Annotated in this window: 18 protein-coding genes; 15 read left to right on the forward strand and 3 right to left on the reverse strand. The window is 43.6% G+C overall.

The features are described 5' to 3' along the window. Nucleotides 1-9: 9 nt before the first annotated feature. Nucleotides 10-1,437, reverse strand: a complete 1,428-nt coding sequence (miaB, locus tag FSB73_RS11215) for a tRNA (N6-isopentenyl adenosine(37)-C2)-methylthiotransferase MiaB (protein WP_146781970.1) — start codon at nt 1,435-1,437, stop codon at nt 10-12. Nucleotides 1,438-1,844: 407 nt separating this feature from the next. Between miaB and FSB73_RS11220 the strand changes: the two genes are divergently transcribed. From FSB73_RS11220 to FSB73_RS11265, 11 genes are all read left to right on the forward strand, one after another. Then, nucleotides 1,845-2,822: a DUF3078 domain-containing protein gene (locus FSB73_RS11220; protein ID WP_146781973.1), complete on the forward strand. Its 978-nt coding sequence runs from the start codon at nt 1,845-1,847 to the stop codon at nt 2,820-2,822. Between the two features lie 48 nt (nt 2,823-2,870). After that, complete coding sequence (locus FSB73_RS11225; RefSeq protein WP_146781976.1) at nt 2,871-3,749, forward strand: NAD kinase; 879 nt, start codon at nt 2,871-2,873, stop codon at nt 3,747-3,749. Nucleotides 3,750-3,828: 79 nt separating this feature from the next. Further along, nucleotides 3,829-4,668 (forward strand): DUF6089 family protein, encoded by an 840-nt coding sequence (locus FSB73_RS11230; RefSeq protein WP_158639503.1) that lies wholly within the window; start codon nt 3,829-3,831, stop codon nt 4,666-4,668. Nucleotides 4,669-4,769: 101 nt separating this feature from the next. Beyond that, on the forward strand, nt 4,770-5,522 hold the full coding sequence (locus FSB73_RS11235; RefSeq protein ID WP_146781982.1) for an isoprenyl transferase: 753 nt from the start codon (nt 4,770-4,772) through the stop codon (nt 5,520-5,522). After that, nucleotides 5,515-5,694: a hypothetical protein gene (locus FSB73_RS11240; RefSeq protein WP_146781986.1), complete on the forward strand. Its 180-nt coding sequence runs from the start codon at nt 5,515-5,517 to the stop codon at nt 5,692-5,694. Before FSB73_RS11235 ends, FSB73_RS11240 begins: the two co-directional genes overlap by 8 nt. A gap of 309 nt (nt 5,695-6,003) precedes the next feature. Further along, on the forward strand, nt 6,004-7,698 hold the full coding sequence (locus tag FSB73_RS24810) for a BamA/OMP85 family outer membrane protein (RefSeq protein WP_225974719.1): 1,695 nt from the start codon (nt 6,004-6,006) through the stop codon (nt 7,696-7,698). Next, nucleotides 7,686-8,771 carry a BamA/TamA family outer membrane protein gene (locus tag FSB73_RS24815; protein WP_225974720.1) on the forward strand — a complete coding sequence of 362 codons (1,086 nt, stop codon included), beginning with the start codon at nt 7,686-7,688 and terminating at the stop codon, nt 8,769-8,771. The genes FSB73_RS24810 and FSB73_RS24815 overlap by 13 nt, the downstream gene beginning before the upstream one ends. Before the next feature lie 243 nt (nt 8,772-9,014). Then, complete coding sequence (locus tag FSB73_RS11250) at nt 9,015-9,587, forward strand: OmpH family outer membrane protein (RefSeq protein WP_146781989.1); 573 nt, start codon at nt 9,015-9,017, stop codon at nt 9,585-9,587. A gap of 94 nt (nt 9,588-9,681) precedes the next feature. After that, nucleotides 9,682-9,963: an OmpH family outer membrane protein gene (locus FSB73_RS11255; protein ID WP_146781992.1), complete on the forward strand. Its 282-nt coding sequence runs from the start codon at nt 9,682-9,684 to the stop codon at nt 9,961-9,963. After that, on the forward strand, nt 9,960-10,250 hold the full coding sequence (locus tag FSB73_RS11260; RefSeq protein WP_146781996.1) for a hypothetical protein: 291 nt from the start codon (nt 9,960-9,962) through the stop codon (nt 10,248-10,250). Before FSB73_RS11255 ends, FSB73_RS11260 begins: the two co-directional genes overlap by 4 nt. Nucleotides 10,251-10,661: 411 nt before the next feature. After that, nucleotides 10,662-13,106, forward strand: coding sequence for an ABC transporter permease (locus FSB73_RS11265; protein ID WP_158639504.1), 2,445 nt, complete (start codon nt 10,662-10,664; stop codon nt 13,104-13,106). A gap of 238 nt (nt 13,107-13,344) precedes the next feature. On the opposite strand, the gene FSB73_RS11270 is transcribed toward FSB73_RS11265, so the two are convergent. Then, the gene (locus tag FSB73_RS11270) at nt 13,345-13,683 is read right to left on the reverse strand and encodes an RNA recognition motif domain-containing protein (RefSeq protein WP_146782002.1); all 339 of its coding nucleotides are present in this window, start codon (nt 13,681-13,683) and stop codon (nt 13,345-13,347) included. A 250-nt stretch (nt 13,684-13,933) separates the two neighbouring features. Then, nucleotides 13,934-15,571 (reverse strand): beta-N-acetylhexosaminidase, encoded by a 1,638-nt coding sequence (locus FSB73_RS11275; RefSeq protein WP_146782005.1) that lies wholly within the window; start codon nt 15,569-15,571, stop codon nt 13,934-13,936. 131 nt (nt 15,572-15,702) lie between these two features. Between FSB73_RS11275 and FSB73_RS24820 the strand changes: the two genes are divergently transcribed. The 4 genes from FSB73_RS24820 to recJ all read left to right on the forward strand — a co-directional run bounded on the left by FSB73_RS24820 (nt 15,703) and on the right by recJ (nt 18,533). Then, complete coding sequence (locus FSB73_RS24820) at nt 15,703-16,122, forward strand: type III PLP-dependent enzyme domain-containing protein (protein WP_225974721.1); 420 nt, start codon at nt 15,703-15,705, stop codon at nt 16,120-16,122. Nucleotides 16,123-16,145: 23 nt separating this feature from the next. Continuing rightward, entirely contained in the window at nt 16,146-16,412 is a 267-nt protein-coding gene (locus tag FSB73_RS24825; RefSeq protein WP_262712579.1) for an alanine racemase, read from the forward strand. Between the two features lie 412 nt (nt 16,413-16,824). Further along, nucleotides 16,825-17,199: a hypothetical protein gene (locus FSB73_RS24830; protein WP_225974722.1), complete on the forward strand. Its 375-nt coding sequence runs from the start codon at nt 16,825-16,827 to the stop codon at nt 17,197-17,199. Beyond that, nucleotides 17,112-18,533: a single-stranded-DNA-specific exonuclease RecJ gene (recJ, locus tag FSB73_RS11285; RefSeq protein ID WP_262712580.1), complete on the forward strand. Its 1,422-nt coding sequence runs from the start codon at nt 17,112-17,114 to the stop codon at nt 18,531-18,533. The genes FSB73_RS24830 and recJ overlap by 88 nt, the downstream gene beginning before the upstream one ends. The last annotated feature ends 44 nt before the right edge of the window (nt 18,534-18,577 follow it).

Consider the following 18,577-nt stretch of genomic DNA (forward strand, 5'->3'; position numbering starts at 1 on the left):
AAGCCACTGTTAAGGCTGCTCAGTGACCTGCCCTTTTAAGGTGGCCTTGTTGCATGCATCCACTTTTACCCATACATAATCTCCTTTTTGTAAACCATATGCTCCTTTGGGGAATACAATGACCTTATTTTGTGCATTCCTGCCCATCCAGTCTGTTTCACTTTTCTTACTCTCGCCTTCAATCAGGACCTTAAAGGTTTTACCTACGTCCTTTTTATTGCTTTCAAAAGAGAGCTCATATTGCAGGTCGACAATTTGCTGGAGCCGACGTTTTTTGGTTTCCAAAGGCACATCATCTGTATATCGACGTGCAGCCAGGGTACCCGGACGCTCACTGTAGTAGAACATATAGGCATAGTCATATTGACTATAGCGCATAATAGATAAAGTTTCTTCATGATCTTCGTCTGTCTCCGTACAAAAACCGGCGATCATATCACTGCTGATGCCGCAATCCGGCAGGATGCGGTGAATCTGGTCCACCTTGGCCATATACCACTCTCTGGTATAGGTACGGTTCATTAGTTGCAGTATTCTGGAACTGCCGCTTTGAACAGGCAGATGAATATAATTACAGATATTCTCATATTTAGCCATGGTTGTTAACACTTCCTCTGTGATATCTTTTGGATGTGAGGTGCTAAAACGAACCCGAAGTTCCGGACTTACCTTAGCCACCATTTCTAATAACCGGGCAAAAGTGATGACATCCTGGGTGTCTTCCTGAATAAAATTATAGCTGTCAACATTCTGGCCGAGCAAAGTGACTTCTTTAAATCCCCGGCTAAAAAGATCCTCGGCTTCCGCTACAATGGATAAGGGCTCTCTGCTTCTTTCCCGTCCCCTGGTAAAGGGTACTACACAGAAAGTACACATATTATTGCAGCCCCGCATAATAGAAATAAAAGCAGTGACCCCGTTACTGTTCAGCCGCACCGGTGAGATGTCTGCATAAGTCTCATCGCGGCTTAAGAGCACATTGATGGCCTTTTGGCCTGTCTGAGCCTCTTCCACCAGTGCAGGCAAGCTGCGATAAGCATCCGGTCCGACCACCAGATCAACCAGTTTTTCTTCGTCCAGAAATTTAGATTTAAGCCTTTCTGCCATGCAGCCCAATACGCCTACCAGCGCACCCGGACGGTTTTGCTTATATTTTTTAAATTCTGTGAGTCTTTTTCTGACGGTCTGCTCGGCTTTTTCCCTGATGGAACAGGTATTGACAAAAATTAAATCTGCCTGCTCGGCATCACGGGTAGCCCCAAAGCCTTCCTTATTAAGAATCGATGCAACTATTTCGCTGTCACTAAAATTCATTTGACAACCATAGCTTTCTATATAGAATTTTTTATTATACTTCTCTTCCCCAGCCAGTGGCGTATACGGTTCACCTTGTCTGAGTTCATTAATTTCTTTATTTTGCAGTTTTAAAGTCTCCATTCACCATTATTTATTCTGCAAAAGTACTTAAAAAATCAGCAAATGTCATAATGGCAGATATTTTGGAAAATTTTGGCTAATTTAAACCCAAAATGAGTGGAGAGTCATTTATTTTTGAGCCCATAACGATTGGATCGATAGACTTAGGACAATAATACTACTGGACAGCTATTAAGAAATAGTTGAATAATATAATTTGATCTTTAAATGAGTTATTATTAAACTATTTAGATCGGCGAATATCGAAAGCATAACAATGCTGAAACTTGGAAATGAATTGAGCAATAAAAACGGTCAAAAGTAATCAAGTGGAACGGGGCATCACAGTAAACGGCTAAACAGGCAAAAGCCTGTTACCAGACTGGTAAGATGCCGATCTGGCAACCCCTAAAATTCTAGAGTTAACTTTGAGAACAAGAATAAAGCAACATATTTATTTATTACTGGCGATGACGGCAGTAGGGTCTTCCCTATTTGCCCAAAGTGATATTCCTGTCCGCTCTCTTCCCTCAGAAATCTTTGTTACGGTCAAAAAGGGATCAACCGATACCATCCCCTGGAAGTGGAAATATGGCGGCAGGGGGGATTTGCATTTATCGCAGAGTTCACTGAAGAACTGGGCAGCCGGGGGCGAGGACTTTTCCATGGCACTGACCTCTTATGTGAACGCTTTTTTATATCACCGAAAGGGCAAACATTCCTGGGATACCAATGTTGATTTTAATTTTGGCTATGTCCAGACGACCTCCACGGGTGGTAGAAAAAATGACGACCGGATTGCAGGAACCTCCAAATATGGCATCAAACTCGACAGTGCCGGCAAGATTAACGCCTCTTTACTATTAAATGGTCGTTCCCAGTTTTTTGATGGCCGGCAATATTATTCAAAGGATAGCTCCTCGCTGGTCTCCTCTTTCATGTCTCCGGCCTATGCGGTGATTTCCCTGGGTCTTGATTATAAACCTAAGCCAGAATTATCCATTTTTGCCTCTCCGCTCACTACGCGTCTGACGGTCATCCTGAATAAAAAACTGGCCGCCCTGGGGCTGTATGGTCTGGATAAGGGGCACCGTTACCATTTTGCACCTGGTGCTTTTGCAACGATAAACTACCAGAAGGACATTATTAAGAATGTAAACTATAGGGCCAACCTAAACCTGTTCTCGGACTATTCTGAGAAGCCGCAGAATGTGGACCTGGATATGAGCAATAATCTAAGTTTTAAGATCAATCGGTTTCTTTCTGCATCCTATAGCCTTGATCTGATCTATGATGATGATGTCAGGCTGTTTGGCCCGACTGGGGACAGTCCCGGTTTGCAGGTGAAAAGTATGATCGGCGTCGGCTTCAGTATGCCTTTTAAAACCGGTTATGCACGTATGTAGACCATATAAATTGATTACATTTGCAATAGGATCAATCCCACACCGTCTATGCAAGTTGCAATTTATGCAAGAATTTTACCCGCTGAATATAGCCAGGATATCGATTCCTTACTGGAGGAGCTGACGTTAAAAGGTATCGGTGTCGTTATCTACAAAGGACTGCTTGAACAATTTGAAGATATCGCCAGAAGGTTTACAGGTATCGGGATATTTTCAGATGGCAGCAATTTAAACAGTGATATTGATTGTCTGATCAGCCTGGGCGGTGACGGCACCATCTTAGATACGGTTACCCTGGTAGGGGATAAAAATATACCTATTCTGGGGGTGAATTTTGGCCGGTTAGGCTTTCTGACCGGAGCCAGCAGAGAAGAGTTTTCCCTGGTGCTGGGGGAGCTGATCAATCAGAATTATATTATAGACTCCAGAACCCTGATTCACCTGGATGCGGCCATTCCTTTATTTGGCAGTACGCCCTTTGCACTCAATGATTTTACCATTACCAAAAGAGATGCTGCCCCCATGATTGTGGTCAGGACCTTTCTAAATGGGGAATTTATCAACTCTTATTATGCAGATGGACTGATTGTGGCCACGGCTACCGGCAGTACCGGCTATTCCATGAGCTGTAGCGGCCCGATTATCTTTCCGGACTCTGCCAGCCTGGTTATTACCCCCATTGCTCCGCACCACCTCAATACAAGGCCCATAATCGTACCGGACAATAATGTCATATCTTTTGAGGTAGAAAGTCGGGCAAGTGATTTTCTTTGTACCCTGGATGCCCGACGCGAAGTGGTCGCTAACAGTGTGCAACTGGCCATCAGAAGAGAAAGCTTTACTATCAAATTGATCCGCTTTAAGGAAAACAGCTTTTTGTCCACCCTGCGCAGCAAGCTTTCCTGGGGGTTCGACAAAAGAAACTAACAATAAATATGCGCATTCACCTAAATCGTCATTTGACAATTAAATTCAGATTAATACAGCTAAGACAGGCCTTACTGACTTGTTTTTTGATTTGTGGGGGGTAGGACTTCATGCACAATCTGCTAGTTACCAGTATCAGCCGCAGGCAGAAGTAGGCATTGGGCTGGGAACTGCCCATTATTTTGGGGATCTGAATCCAGAAGGGGGCTTAAGCCCCGTTCATTACAGCGCCGGTCTTTTCTACCAGCGGTATATGGGCAATTATATCGCCATGAGGCTTAGTGCGAATTATATCCATCTGGCTGCCAGCGATAAAGATAATCAATCCGATGCCTACCATGGTCGGGGGCTGGATTTTACCAATAATGTAATGGAACTTACTTTGACCGGCAGTTTTAATTTTTTCCGTTACGCCCCGGGCGTAGCAGGGCATAGTTTTACGCCCTACGTGGGCCTGGGTATCGGGGGCATTTACACGGATCCTTATACCAAGACAGATCAGGGAGAAAAAGTAAAGCTCAGAAAACTGGGCACAGAAGGGCAGAATAGCACAACTCCGCATGATGGCAAAAAATATGGCCCGTTGGCCATGGTGTTTCCCCTGTCTGTCGGTGTCAGGCAGGCCCTTAGCCCTAAATTGAATATTTTCGCCGAAGCGACATACCGTTTCACAAAAACAGATTATCTGGATGATGTCAGTACGACCTACGCTGGAAAGGAAGCGTTTGATCCCGCAAATTATAAGAGCAGCCCTGGCCAGGCAGCTGAGGCACTTGAATTGCAGGACAGAAATCTGGACGGCAAGCCCAGAATGCAAGGCTGGCAAAGAGGCAATAGCCTGGCCAGCGACCGGTATCTGACCTTGCAAATAGGTCTTTCATTTAATTTTGGATCCTGCAACTGCCCGATGGTCTATTAGCCGGACAGCGGGATGGGGGAGGCTAAATTGGGGCCTTAGAACCAACCAAGCAATGCTCGGATTATTTTTGTACTTTTGCCCCCTTATTTTTAATAAAATCAATGGAAAAGTCTTTGCAATATCAGATTGACCCGGCCAGGCTGCCCCGCCATGTTGCCATCATTATGGATGGAAACGGACGCTGGGCCCAGGAAAAGGGGGAAGACCGCCTTTATGGACACTATCACGGTGTACAAAGTGTACGAACCGTGACAGAAGCGGCCACTGAACTCGGTATTGAATATCTGACGCTCTATGCCTTTAGTACTGAGAATTGGGATCGCCCATCCGCGGAGGTAGCCGGGTTGATGCAACTTCTCATCCAGACTGTACGCAAAGAAGTGCCGGATCTATGTAAAAACAATGTCCGGCTCCATGTTATCGGTGATCTGGAAATGTTACCAGATGATGCCCGTCAGGAGATGCAGGAAGCCTTGGCGGAAACAGCTGGCAATACAGGGCTTCATTTAATACTGGCGCTCAGCTATAGCAGCCGTTGGGAACTCAACCGGGCTGCCCGGCTAATAGCCCAGCAGGTCGCTGCCGGGAAACTGCAGCCGGAAGACATTGGAAAAGACTTACTCGGGCGTTATCTGACCACGGCAGACTATCCCGATCCTGAGCTAATGATCCGGACAGGCGGAGAAAACAGAATCAGTAATTTCCTGTTATATCAGCTGGCATATGCAGAATTATATTTTACCGATATAAAATGGCCGGATTTTAACAAAGAGGCATTTTTGACGGCTATTGGCGCATATCAGACCAGAGAAAGGCGTTTTGGCAGAACCGGTGAACAGGTAAAAAATGGCTGAAAGTGTCTGCCTGTATAGCCCTAAGGGAATGAACAGGGAAGTAGATCAGTACAAAGTATTTGCCAGAGGTGAAGCAGTTATTTTAACCGGAAAACAGCAGGGATCCTCCCGGAAAATTGCGCTGGTAAAAATAAGCGGCTTTTTAACAAAGACTTTTAATTATTACCGCTAATTTGCCACGCTTATATATATAATTTATTGGCTGAAAGCGAGAATATATCATTTGGCCGGGCAAATTATATATCGAAATATAAAATGCAATCAGCGGAGAGCAGATGTGTTGAGTGGTGTGGTTGGGCGTAGAGAGGGGGACAGTTGTCCAGAAGGTTATTGGAGCAATAAAGAAAAGAGATTTAGTAAAGTGTAAAGTAAAAGGGGGCTAAGTCACGGCGTAAGTTGTCAAACAAACCGCTGCAAATCAGCCGCTCTGAATTAAAAATATTAAAGCAAAGGAAACTTTAAAACAGCAATTTAAAATTTAATGCGAAAATCGAGTCAATTGATATGGGTGCTGGTATTAATCCTACTAAGCGGTCAGATACAAGCACAAATTAATACAGACAATAGCGATACGACCAAGCGGGTGCTCTATTCCACCAACCAGGACCTGAAATCCGCCTTGGACCAAAGTAATCCAGTCCGATACAAAGTGGCTGAACTTGCTGTTACGGGAAATGCTAGCTTTGATACCAACCTACTGAAAGCCACCTCCGGCATCACAGTGGGTAGCTTTATTACACTGCCGGGCGGGGATGAATTACCCAGAAGTATCCACACGCTTTGGAGTCAGGGCTTTTTTAGTGATATTACTTATTATGTTACTAAGATCCAGGGCAATGAAATCTCTTTGGAACTTCACGTAACAGAAAGGCCTCGTGTGACCAAATTTTATTTTAAGGGGGTTAGTAAGACCCAGGCCGATGAACTGAAAACCAAAAGCGGTATTACGCCAGGCCACGCACTCACGGAAAACATGAAAATGAACGCAGTAGATGCGATCCGTACTTATTATGCAGAAAAAGGGTTCCGCCGGGTAGCCATTGATATTATCGAGCGCAAGGACACTACTTTTGACAACTCTGTATTACTTTATTTTAATATTAATAAAGGAACCAAAGTAAAAGTCAATCAAATTGACTTTTTCGGCAATACGGCCATTGACGGGCTTAAACTCAAAAAGAAGATGAAAGGCACCAAAGAAATGTCCCGTCTTACTTTTTACCCGACAACGGAAAGTTTTGATACCTCAGGATGGGGAACACCTTATAAATACGATTGGCAAGATTATATGCAGGATCATGGTTATCTGACCTATACCAAGACCAGAAACCTGATCAGCCCTTATGTCCACATCAATCCACTGGTATCGGCTAAATTCAATGAGAAAAAATATCAGGAAGACAAACAAAAGCTAATTGATTATTATAACTCCAAAGGCTATAGAGATGCTAAGATCGTTAAGGATTCCATCTACTATACCAAGAAGGGCAATGTCAATGTAGATATTAAAGTCAGTGAAGGACACAAATATTACTTTGGTAATATTAAATGGGTAGGCAATACAAAATACCCGGATTCATTGCTGGATGTCTTATTGGATATCCGTAAAGGGGATATATACAATAAGGAATTACTCAATGATAAACTGGGCATCGGTGGTGGTCAGGATGCCATGAGTATCTCCAACCTCTATTTAGATAACGGCTATCTGTTCTTCCAGGTAGAACCCATTGAATCTACTGTTTACAATGATACAATTGACTTTGTCATGAATATGCGGGAAGGGCCAGAGGCGACGCTTACCCGGGTCAATATTGTGGGCAATGACAAAACCAATGAACACGTCATCCGTCGTGCGCTTAGAACCTTGCCAGGTGACAAGTTCAGTAAAAGCGACATCATGATGTCGCTGCGCGAGTTAAGTGTGCTTAAGTTCTTTGATGAACAGAAAATGAATCCGGTACCGGAACCCAATCCGGCGGATGGTACGGTAGAATTGACCTATAACCTGGTGGAAAAATCAGCAGACCAGTTGCAGTTAAGTGCCGGTTTTGGTGGCGGTATTGGTCTGACAGGTACTCTGGGGTTACTTTTAATAACTTCTCCCTGCGTAATATATTTAATAAGAAAGGCTGGGATCCGTTACCAACCGGTGATGGACAAATGCTGTCACTGAACTTCCAGAGTAATGGTAAGGCTTTCCGCTCTTATAGCGTACAGTTTGTAGAGCCCTGGCTGGGTGGAAAACACCAAAATGCCCTTAGCGTCAGTTTTGCGGACAGTAAGTTCAGAAACGGATATAACTATTATACCGGTCAGTGGGATGATCAGGGGGATACGGCCTCTTTTCGTACCACCAGTATCAGTGTGGGACTGAGTAAAAGGTTAAATTGGCCTGATCCTTATTTTCAGATCGGTGCCCAGATAAACTATACCCGTTATCAGTTACATAATTATTATATTGATCAGTATAATTTGCCCAATTATCGCAATGGGGTATCCAATAATATTAACCTGCGACTGACACTTTCCAGAAACTCTGTGAATAGTGCACAGTATCCAACTGGCGGATCTAGTATTATGGCTTATGCGCAGTTAACCCCGCCGTTCTCCTATTTTGATAAGTCCATTGAAACGGCTACTGATCCCGCGAAAAAATACAAATTCGTGGAATACCAGAAATACCGCTTTACCGGAGACTGGTATGTGCCGATCGGCCCGCAGCACGGGGAAGACAAAAAACAGTTTGTCCTGAAAGCCTCCGTCAAAATGGGTTATCTCGGTAAATACAATCCTGATATGCCTGTTTCACCCTTTGAACGTTTCCAGTTAGGGGATGCAGGGATGAGTAATAACTATGCCTTACTTGGTTATGATATTATCTCTCAAAGAGGCTATCCGGTCTATGAGACCTCCAATCCAAGGTATAACCCGGATCAGTCCGGTGCGACACAGTATTTTACGATTTTCAACAAATATTCACTGGAACTGCGCTATCCGCTCTCACTCAGCCAGGCGAGTACGATCTTCGGTCTGGTATTCGCAGAGGCAGCCAATGGTTGGTATTCTTTCAAGGATTATAATCCTTTCCAGCTCCGTCGTGATGTGGGTGTAGGTGCACGTTTTTACCTGCCTATGTTTGGCCTCTTAGGCTTTGACTACGGTATTGGTATTGACCGTCTGCGTTCCGGACAGGGACTGGGTAAAGCCGGTCGGTTTACCTTTATGTTAGGTTATGAACCAGATTAATGGGATCCGCGAGTAGTATCCCGAGATAGATCAGCTGAATGAACCTATATACTAGGGGATAACAGGAGCTTATTATTCGGCTTATCCGCTATATACAATACATGACGGCAGCGTAGCGTTTTTAGGATATAAATTTTAAGTCTGTTGCATTTTTTAGGCATTTTTCAAAAATGCAGCAAAATGCCGGCTGATTATGGGCTTAAAAATTAGCTTAGAAATTAATACAACACCAGACGTTATGTTATGATTAGAAAAGTTTGCAGTCAAAGTAAAAGTAGGTTAATACGTAAAAGCAGGTCTTTCAAATCTATATTTCTGCTACTGTTTTGTATCGGAGCGGTTTTCACTGCTGGCGCGCAGCGCTATGCAGTGGTGGACATGAACTATATGCTCAGTAAAATGCCGGAATATGCACGTGTAGATACAACGCTGGAGCTCATGACGGCAAAGTGGCAAAAACAAGTGGATAGTGCCAGCCATTACGCAGATTCTTTGAGAAATGACTATAAATCGGAACAATATATGCTTCCCGATGAGTTAAAAGCTAAAAGAATGTTGCAAATCCAAAACGCTGAGACCGAGGTTCGCAATTTGCGAACAAGCTATTTTGGCTATCAGGGTGCGTTATTTAAAAAAAGGGCACAACTTGTGCAACCTATTCAAAATAAGATATATAGCATTATCCAACAGCTTTCTGTCAAGTATGGCTGGGATTTTGTTTTAGACAAGAGCGCAGGAACACAACTTATTTTTTCTGACCCTAAACTCAACAAGAGTGATTTGATTTTGGAGGCCATGGGTGTTAAAACAAAATAAAGTTGGCAAACTAATTTAAGTTACTATATTTACATTCAAAATTTTCGGGCGTTGGTATGCCCTGAACAATAAAAAACAAAAACTAAAAGAAAGAATGAAGAAGGTTATTTTCTCCTTATTGGCGGTAATGGCACTAGGCTTTTTTACCAGCAACGCACAGGCACAGACTTCGCCTGCATTAAAAGTCGGTGTATTTGATTATGACGTCATTGTCGGTCACTTGCCTGAATACAAGGATGTACAAAAGAAAATTGAGGAATTTGAAAAGGATTCTCTGGGCCCAGAAGAGATGCTATCGAATATCAATATAATCGTACAGACAGTACTTATAAAGCAGATTCTGCATCTAAAAAATCCAAAGCAGTCTTGGATATGATCAATCAGCAGCGTCAGCAATATGCCTGGCAGCTGATTAACTGGCAGCAGATCGTTCAGAATGCTGAACGTCAGAAATTTGCAGAACTGTCTCAGCCTTTATATGACAAAGTCCAAAAAGTATTGATGGAAGAAGTTAAAGCACAGAAAATTACGTTGGTTATCAAGCCAGATGATGTAATTTATGGTGATGATAAGACTATTGTAAACCTGTTTAATCCGGTAGCCAAAAAGCTGGGAATTGACCTGAAAGCACCGACGGCTGATTCGACGGGTGCAGGGCAATAAATGACCCACTCGATGCGTGTTAATGCAAATGCATTCACAAAAACACGTAGGAATATTTTTAAAACAAGGCCTCAATAATTACGAGGTTTATAAACGCAAATAAAGAGCGGCGCTACTTTAAAGTAGCGCCGCTCTTTATTTGCGTTCTTTTTTTGTTGGAGTGGAGGTGTAGGGGCGATTTTCATAAGCTTTCCAAAGGATAGGCGAGTGGTTGCTGGTAGAGGCGAACGTATACGCTTTATTATAACGAGACAAACTGTGCGCTAACGAACACCTGGTGTTCGTTTTTGATACACAATTTTTGCCCATATTTATTTAATCAATTCATTTTTAGTGAGTTAGAAAATAAGCACAATCTTGTATACCAGAACAGTAAGTCATTTCTTAATTGTCTTTTAATACATGCAGGCTATGTTTATTAAAAACCTCCAATTCGCACTTAGAAATTTTGGCAAAAATAAAATAACTACCGCCATTAATATATTTGGTCTGGCAGTGGGTATCAGTGCTGCTATTGTTATCTTCCTGATTGTTCGATATGATTATAGTTTCGATAAATGGGAGCCCCAGGGCGATCAGATTTACCGGGTCTATACATCTTTTAGCGGCGGTGACGGCAATTATGGCATATCCTTGTTGGCGCCTGCAGCCATAAAAGAAAAAGTATCCGGTATTGATGTGATGTCGCAGTTTCTGGTTGATCCATTTTACAATACAACTGTAACGACCGATGCGCATTTGCAGGGAGAAAAAGGCATTTTTCAAAATGTACAGGGTATTATTGGGGCAGATGATCAGTATTTTAAAATCTTCCCCCATAAATGGCTTGCAGGCTCGCCCGCATCACTGGAAAAGCTAGGCACAGTCGTCATCACCCAAAAGGTGGCAGAAAAGTTTTTTCCTGACAGGTCAGCAGCGGCGCTGATTGGCCAGCGGTTGGTCTTTCAGGATACAATAAGTACGGTGATTGCAGGCGTTGTGGCGGATATAAAAGCACATACGGATTTTGGAAATCAGATTTTTATTTCCCTTAGTACTTTTACAAAAACCTCATTGCTAAATGCGGTTTTCAGCACGCCTAACTGGACCAATGTAGATGGCAATTCTCAGTGTTTTATTCGCTTACAAAAGGGTGTTAAGGCTGCTAATGTGGATGCACAAATTAGAAAACTCTATTTAGCCCATCAAAAAGGCGCGGATCCCAAATCTGTACAATCTGGCAGATTACAGCCCTTATCTGATATACACTTCAATACAGATCTGGATGGAAAGGTTAGTAAAAGTACGCTGAGGAATCTGGCTGGTCTGGCCATATTACTGCTTTTACTGGCGGCCATTAATTTTATCAATTTATCCACTGCACAGTCTACTGTCAGGGCCAAGGAGATCGGTGTCCGCAAGACCTTTGGCGGTAGTAACCGGCAAATTATTTACCAGTTGTTGTCGGAAATTTTACTGATCACAACTTTTGCTGCAGTATTAGCCTTATTATTTGTGCCATTACTTTTACACGTGTTTGCCGGATTTATTCCTGGTGGATTAAGCGTATTGGAGATGCTACGACCTTCCATGCTGCTGTTTTTAATAGTCCTTATCCTGCTCGTAACACTGCTCGCGGGTTTATATCCCGCGCTGGTTCTAACCCGGTTCAAACCAGCTGCCGTTTTGAAAAACCAGATGACCAGTAGTGGTAAAACCAGCAGTGGGCGCATAAGGGAGATATTGATCGTATCGCAGTTTGTATTGGCGCAAGTTTTCCTGATTATTGTTTGTGTAATCGGAAAGCAAATCCATTATGAACTAAATAAAGACATCGGTGTTAGAAAGCGCGCCATTGCATCTGTCTTTATTCCGGATTTTACCAAGATGCATGCCAGCAAAAGCAGTGTACTGGTAGCGCAACTAAGTCATATACCGCAAATTGAAAACATGACGCTGTGTACCAAAGCGCCAATAGCTTCTGGATGGAGCAGTACGGCGGTAACATGGTTCAATAAGGGGGATAAACAAGTATTTGATGATGTACATGTGCGTAGCGCAGATAACGCCTACCTGCCGGTTTTTGGCTTGCAATTAGTGGCTGGTTCCAATCTTCGGGTAGATACCAGTGCCGCTGTAACAGATGTATTGATCAATGAAAGTTTATTGCGGCAAATGGGCTTACATGACCCGAATCAAGCCGTTGGGCAACTAATTAGCGGCGGTCCCAGCGATTCGGCCAGAATTGTAGGGGTATTAAAAGATTTTACGACCATGTCATTGCATAACCCGATATATCCAACCGTTGTATTTGCTGGCAATGGCGGGTTTGCGCCAACGCTGGCCATTGCCATGTCAGGCAATACACCCGCTCAGTGGAAAGCTACACTGGACAAAGTTAAAAAGGCGTTTAAGCAAATCTATCCGTACAAGGATTTTGAGGCCAGCTTCCTGGATGAGACGATCCGTAACCTATATCAAAGTGATATACGTTTAGCAGCCTTGCTTAAATGGGCTACGGGGCTGGCGATTTTTATCAGTTGCCTTGGCTTATTGGGGCTGGTTAGTTTTATGGCCAATAAAAGGACAAAGGAGATCGGTATTAGAAAAGTGCTGGGTGCATCCGTCCAGCAGATTATTTTGATTCTTTCTAAAAGCCTGCTTCGGTTGATCCTTATAGCTTCAGTCATCGCTATACCCATTGGGTGGTATTTTTCCCATAAATGGCTTTATGATTTTGCCTTTAAAACGCCTATTAGCTGGTGGATATTTTGTATTAGTGGGGTAGGTATGCTGGGGATAGCCATGCTCGTATTATGGCTGAGAACTTACAGAACTGCCCGCGCAAATCCATTAAATAGTCTGAAAGAAGAGTAGGTTAGCCGCAAAAGCTAACCTACTCTTTACTGCCTTGCATATAAAATCATGTGCCTTTTTAAGCATTGACAAATGATAAGGTTTTAAAGATAATTTGAAGACAATGAATCAGCAATAAAAGAAAAGCGCCTTTTATAGTTTTGACACTATAAAAGGCGCTAAATTTTATGATTTCAAACCGGATGTGTTTTTTAAACGATTTATTTAAAACCGAGCATCCTGTGAGAAAAGAGTCGGATTAGTAGCTGTTTCTGTAACCACCACCGCCGTTGTTGCCGCGGTATCCACCGCCACCGCCGCCGCCGAAGCTTCTTTTTTTGTAGCCACCGTCAGCGCTTTCTTGCTTCTGGTTTACTACGATCTTACGACCATCAACTTCAGTTTCATGTAAACCGGAGATTGCGGCATTAGCAGCGTCATCATCAGCCATTTCAACAAAACCGAAACCTTTAGAACGGTTGTTGTTAAATCTGTCAGTGACAACTTTTGCAGAGATAACTTCACCATAAGGAGTGAATAATTCTTGCAAATCATCGCTGGTTAAATTCCAGCTTAAGTTTCCTACGTAAATGTTCATTTTAATTTTTTGAACTAGTTAAAAATGTCAGAACAGTGCCCAAAGCCCAAAACAATTACGTAAAAAACGTCCGTTAAAAGGATTGAAAAAACTGTCGATTACTATACAAAGATATTCTTATTTCTGAATCCAGCAACTTTTCTGCTATTTTTTTTGGGCATAACCCAAAAACAAGTGCCAATCCTTTATTCCCAATAGGTTATAAGGATTGGCACTGTTGTATCGTGAGCCCATAGCCGTATGAACTCCATTATTGATCCCAGTTCTTGCAATAATTGACGCCCCAGAGCTGATAGCGCTGTAATTCAGTTTGTAAGCGGGTTTTGAAGTTGTCATAATTTTTGACAGAAGGCTTGGACCAACCTACTTCACTCAATGCACTGATACGGGGGAAAATCATGTATTCAGCCTTAGCCGGACTGGCAATATATTCAGTCCAGAGGTTTGCCTGCACACCCAGGATAAACTGGTGTTGATTGGCTGGCAGTGCCTCGGGGTAAGGGTGGAAACTATAGACCTTGCTGATCGGCAAAAAGCCGCCAATGGTCAGAGAATCAGATGGTTTACTTTGCGCATGGTCAAAATAGAAATACCCGTTTGGACTCATGATTACATGGTGATTTTGTTTGGCCGCTTCTATACCGCCCTGCTGACCGCGCCAGCTCATAACGGTTGCCTGAGGTGCAAGCCCGCCTTCCAGTATCTCATCCCAACCTATGATCTGATGGCCCTTGCTGACCACATACTTTTCAATGGTTTTAATAAAATAGCTTTGCAACTGCTCCTCATTTTCAAGTCCGGCATTTTTCATGAGTTGCTGGCAATAATCAGATTTCTTCCAATAATCCTTTGGGCATTCATCACCCCCGATATGGATGTATTTAGAAGGAAATAACGCCATTACCTCATCGAGTACATTTTCTAAAAACCTAAAGGTATTATTAGAAGGCACAAAGACATCCGGGAATACTCCCCAGGTCTGCTCGACCTGTTTACCTGTTGTAGGGCCTGCCCAAGGTGTATTACTGGCAATCTCAGTAGACTGATTGGGGAAAGCACTCAGATCAGGATAGGCAGCAATGGCAGCAGAAGCGTGCCCGGGCATTTCTATTTCCGGAATAACTGTGATATACCTGTCTGCAGCATACTGCACAATCTCTTTAATCTGATCTTGGGTATAATAACCGCCAGTACGCTGGTTATCATTGCCTGTACCGGGATGGTGCCCGATAATCGTCCCATTACGCCAGGCGCCGACCTGGGTGAGTTTGGGGTATTTTTTGATTTCAATTCTCCAGCCCTGATCATCTGTCAGGTGCCAGTGAAACCGGTTGAGTTTATGCAGGGCCAGATAATCAATAAACTTTTTGACAAAGTCTACCGGCATAAAGTGCCTGCAGCAATCCAGCATCATACCTCTGTAACCCAACTGGGGCGCATCCTGGATGTCCACACCTGGTATGGTTAAGGCACTGGAAACGGTTGTTGGCAACAGCTGAATCAAGGTTTGCATCCCATAGAACAGCCCCTGCTCATTGGCGGCAGCAATAATGACGGAGTCTTTACTGACATGCAGCGTATAAGCACCAATGGTATCTCCCTGAGCCGGTGCCTGCATCTGAAAGTAAATAACATTGCCCTTGCTGTCAGCAGCGTTATTTGCATCCGCCGGCTGAAACTTATAATAAGAAGCGAGGTACTGGGAGAAAAAATGAATGGAATTGGTGGCTTTTTCCGGCATTGAGCCCAGAATTTTGGTACTGGCGGAAAGGACAAAACTTTGACCATTAGGGTTTACCGATTCGGGTTCCGGAATAATGTGGATGTCTTGAGACATCACCTGCCCTAGCATAAACAGGCTAAGGGCACCTAAAATTAAATGCTTCATAGTGATAAATTGGGTGTGAACTTCCAAATATAAGCAGTCTGGTCTTAACAAGTATGACTTAAGACCTGTTTTTTGCTCAAAATTAAATTTTTACCTTTGGTGCCTAATTATCCTGAATACACAAATTATCCATGGAAGAAAACGCACATATCAAAGAGAATCTGGCAATTGTACACAGTGAGATTCATTCGGCCTGCCTGGCGGCCGGCCGCCAGGAGCAGGAAGTTCGCTTACTGCTGGCGACAAAAACGGTAGCCCCCGCAATCATTCGCAAGGCCATTGCGCTTGGAGAAAGCCTGATTGGAGAAAATAAAGTACAGGAATACCAACAAAAAGCAGCCGAGCTACAGGATGTTCATTGTGAAAGGCATTTTATAGGACATCTGCAGACCAATAAAATCAAAGAGATTTTAAATTATGTGACTTGTATTCAATCCGTTGACAGGACTTCTCTGGCAGAAAAGCTCTCGGCACAATTAGAGGTGTTAGACCGCTATCTGGATATTTATATTCAAATCAATACCTCAGGGAAGAGAGTAAATCGGGGGTAAAACCTGGGGAAGCGCTTCGGCTAATGGAAACAATAAAAGGGCTTCCCCGTTTAAAAGTAAAGGGGCTCATGACCATTGGCCTTTTTAGTAGTGAGGAAATCCCGGTTAGAAAAAGCTATAGCCTGCTGCGAGATTTTAAAGATAAAGGCCAGGCGGAAGGATTACTGCCTGTTGACACTAAACTGGAGCTATCCATGGGCATGAGCAGTGATCTTGGTTGGGCCATTAAAGAAGGATCCACCATGGTCAGAGTCGGATCGGCCATTTTTGGCAAAAGAAATTATAGGTAAAGTCACCCATAACGAAGGTCGTGCCGCCATAGTAAGGTGGCTGCTAAGGCTGTTAACCAAAAAGTCGCCTACTTGTAATCAAAAATCACCTGCCCAATACTAAACCAGAAAAAAACCAGAAATAAATAAGAAAATAAATATGCTTATTTATAATATTTAAAGCAGGTATTATATTACAAGTTCTTTTTAGCCAAAATCATCAGAATATTCACCCTATAAACCGGTAGAGGAGCTAATAGAGTAACCCGTATATAAACGTATATACATTTGTAGAGAAAACGATACTAAATCATCGGGACATTGCCTTCCAACACCCGTGCGCCTGGATAGGACACCTACCGCCCGTATATTAATCACTGAGTCGCTTGGCGATTTAGCCAAAAACTACGTATCTTACTTGCCCAAAATTTTTATGGACAAACGCTGGACAATATTACCCACAGACCCGGTGCACGAGCGTGCACTGCACGCAGTACTGAAAATCAACCCGGTACTTTGCAGGCTGCTGGTGCAAAGAGGTTATCCGACCTTTGAAAAAGCACGCGCCTTTTTCCGGCCGTCTTTAGCAGATCTGCATGATCCGATGCTGATGAAGGATATGGATAAAGCGGTGAGTAGAGTCCTTAAGGCGCTAAACGATGGAGAAAAGATTTTGGTCTACGGGATTATGATGTGGACGGGACAACCTCGGTTGCCAGCATGTATAATTTTCTATCCGCCATTCATCCGGATGTGCTGTTTTATATACCGCACAGATACAAAGAAGGCTATGGGGTCTCTCAAATAGGGATCGATTTTGCTGCCGCAGAAGGGGTAAAACTGATTATATCCCTTGATTGCGGTATTAAGGCCGCTGATCTGATTGGCTATGCAGCAGGCCTGGGGATTGATTTTATTGTTTGCGATCACCATTTGCCGGATGCGGTATTGCCACCTGCGGTAGCCATCCTTAATCCCAAACAGCCGGACTGTGGCTATCCCTATAAGGAACTCTGCGGATGCGGTGTTGGGTATAAGTTAATGCAGGCATTGGCTACTGCACTGGGACTTGAGGCTGAAAGCTATGAAAGATATTTAGACCTCGTGGTCACGGCCATCGCGGCCGATATTGTACCCGTAACTGGTGAAAACCGGATACTGGCCTTTTATGGCCTTAAAAGGGTTAATGAACAACCTTCAGTAGGCATAAAAGCATTGCTGGACCTTGCCGACAAAAAGGTGGAAGAGATCAATATGCAGAATCTGATCTTTATGCTGGCACCCAGAATCAATGCTGCCGGTAGAATGGATGATGCCAAAAAGGCGGTCGAGCTTTTTACCGCCACAGATCCTGAGAAAGCAGCAGCCATTGCCCAGCAGCTGCATGCGGATAATTCGGACAGAAAAGAGGCGGATAGTCAGATTACCATAGAAGCGATGGAGTTGTTATTGGCCAATCCAGAGATGGCAGGGCGTAGAACAACGGTGTTGTATCAGCCTCACTGGCATAAAGGCGTTCTTGGAATCGTCGCTTCCAGGCTTATTGAGACTTATTTTCGGCCGACTGTTGTCCTTACCTTATCAGAAGGAGTTGTCTGCGGCAGTGCGCGAAGTGTGCCAGGATTTAACCTGTACGAAGCGATACATGGCTGCAGGGAGTATCTGTTGGGCTATGGGGGGCATTTTGCAGCCGCCGGTCTGACCCTACTGCCAGAGATGGTAGTTCCCTTTGCCCAGGCTTTTGAGAAGATCGTAGCAGAAAATCTGCAAAAAGAACATTTGTCTCCTGAGGTGCTGATTGACGCTGAAATCAATTTTTCGGACATCAAATTCTCTTTTTATAACATTATTCAGCAGATGCGCCCTTATGGACCAGAAAACAGAACGCCTGTTTTTATAGCCAGGGGTGTGGAAAATACGGGGCATTCAAAAATTGTCAAGGATAAACATATTCGTTTTGTGGTTCGCCAGGGGAGGTATCATTTTACAGGAATCGGCTTTGGCCTGGCGGATAAATTTGAGTTGCTGCAGCAACCTGCCAAAATTGACCTGGTCTTTAAAATAGATGAAAATCACTGGAATAATAGCCGGACGCTGCAATTGACTGTGATTGATTTTGCGGCGTCAAAAACGAACTGTTGATAGCCTTGAGACGGGCAGCGACTAGGATAATCTTCGCAGAAAAT

Source organism: Arachidicoccus ginsenosidivorans (genome assembly GCF_007971385.1).
In the GTDB taxonomy this organism is placed as follows: domain Bacteria; phylum Bacteroidota; class Bacteroidia; order Chitinophagales; family Chitinophagaceae; genus Arachidicoccus; species Arachidicoccus ginsenosidivorans.

Coding starts and splice junctions, on each gene's coding strand:
- miaB (WP_146781970.1), bottom strand. CDS start 1,437: ATGGAGACTTTAAAACTGCAAAATAAAGAAATTAATGAACTCAGACAA.
- FSB73_RS11225 (WP_146781976.1), top strand. CDS start 2,871: ATGCAAGTTGCAATTTATGCAAGAATTTTACCCGCTGAATATAGCCAG.
- FSB73_RS11235 (WP_146781982.1), top strand. CDS start 4,770: ATGGAAAAGTCTTTGCAATATCAGATTGACCCGGCCAGGCTGCCCCGC.
- FSB73_RS11240 (WP_146781986.1), top strand. CDS start 5,515: ATGGCTGAAAGTGTCTGCCTGTATAGCCCTAAGGGAATGAACAGGGAA.
- FSB73_RS24810 (WP_225974719.1), top strand. CDS start 6,004: ATGCGAAAATCGAGTCAATTGATATGGGTGCTGGTATTAATCCTACTA.
- FSB73_RS24815 (WP_225974720.1), top strand. CDS start 7,686: ATGCTGTCACTGAACTTCCAGAGTAATGGTAAGGCTTTCCGCTCTTAT.
- FSB73_RS11250 (WP_146781989.1), top strand. CDS start 9,015: ATGATTAGAAAAGTTTGCAGTCAAAGTAAAAGTAGGTTAATACGTAAA.
- FSB73_RS11255 (WP_146781992.1), top strand. CDS start 9,682: ATGAAGAAGGTTATTTTCTCCTTATTGGCGGTAATGGCACTAGGCTTT.
- FSB73_RS11260 (WP_146781996.1), top strand. CDS start 9,960: ATGATCAATCAGCAGCGTCAGCAATATGCCTGGCAGCTGATTAACTGG.
- FSB73_RS11265 (WP_158639504.1), top strand. CDS start 10,662: ATGTTTATTAAAAACCTCCAATTCGCACTTAGAAATTTTGGCAAAAAT.
- FSB73_RS11270 (WP_146782002.1), bottom strand. CDS start 13,683: ATGAACATTTACGTAGGAAACTTAAGCTGGAATTTAACCAGCGATGAT.
- FSB73_RS11275 (WP_146782005.1), bottom strand. CDS start 15,571: ATGAAGCATTTAATTTTAGGTGCCCTTAGCCTGTTTATGCTAGGGCAG.
- FSB73_RS24820 (WP_225974721.1), top strand. CDS start 15,703: ATGGAAGAAAACGCACATATCAAAGAGAATCTGGCAATTGTACACAGT.
- FSB73_RS24825 (WP_262712579.1), top strand. CDS start 16,146: ATGGAAACAATAAAAGGGCTTCCCCGTTTAAAAGTAAAGGGGCTCATG.
- FSB73_RS24830 (WP_225974722.1), top strand. CDS start 16,825: ATGGACAAACGCTGGACAATATTACCCACAGACCCGGTGCACGAGCGT.
- recJ (WP_262712580.1), top strand. CDS start 17,112: ATGTATAATTTTCTATCCGCCATTCATCCGGATGTGCTGTTTTATATA.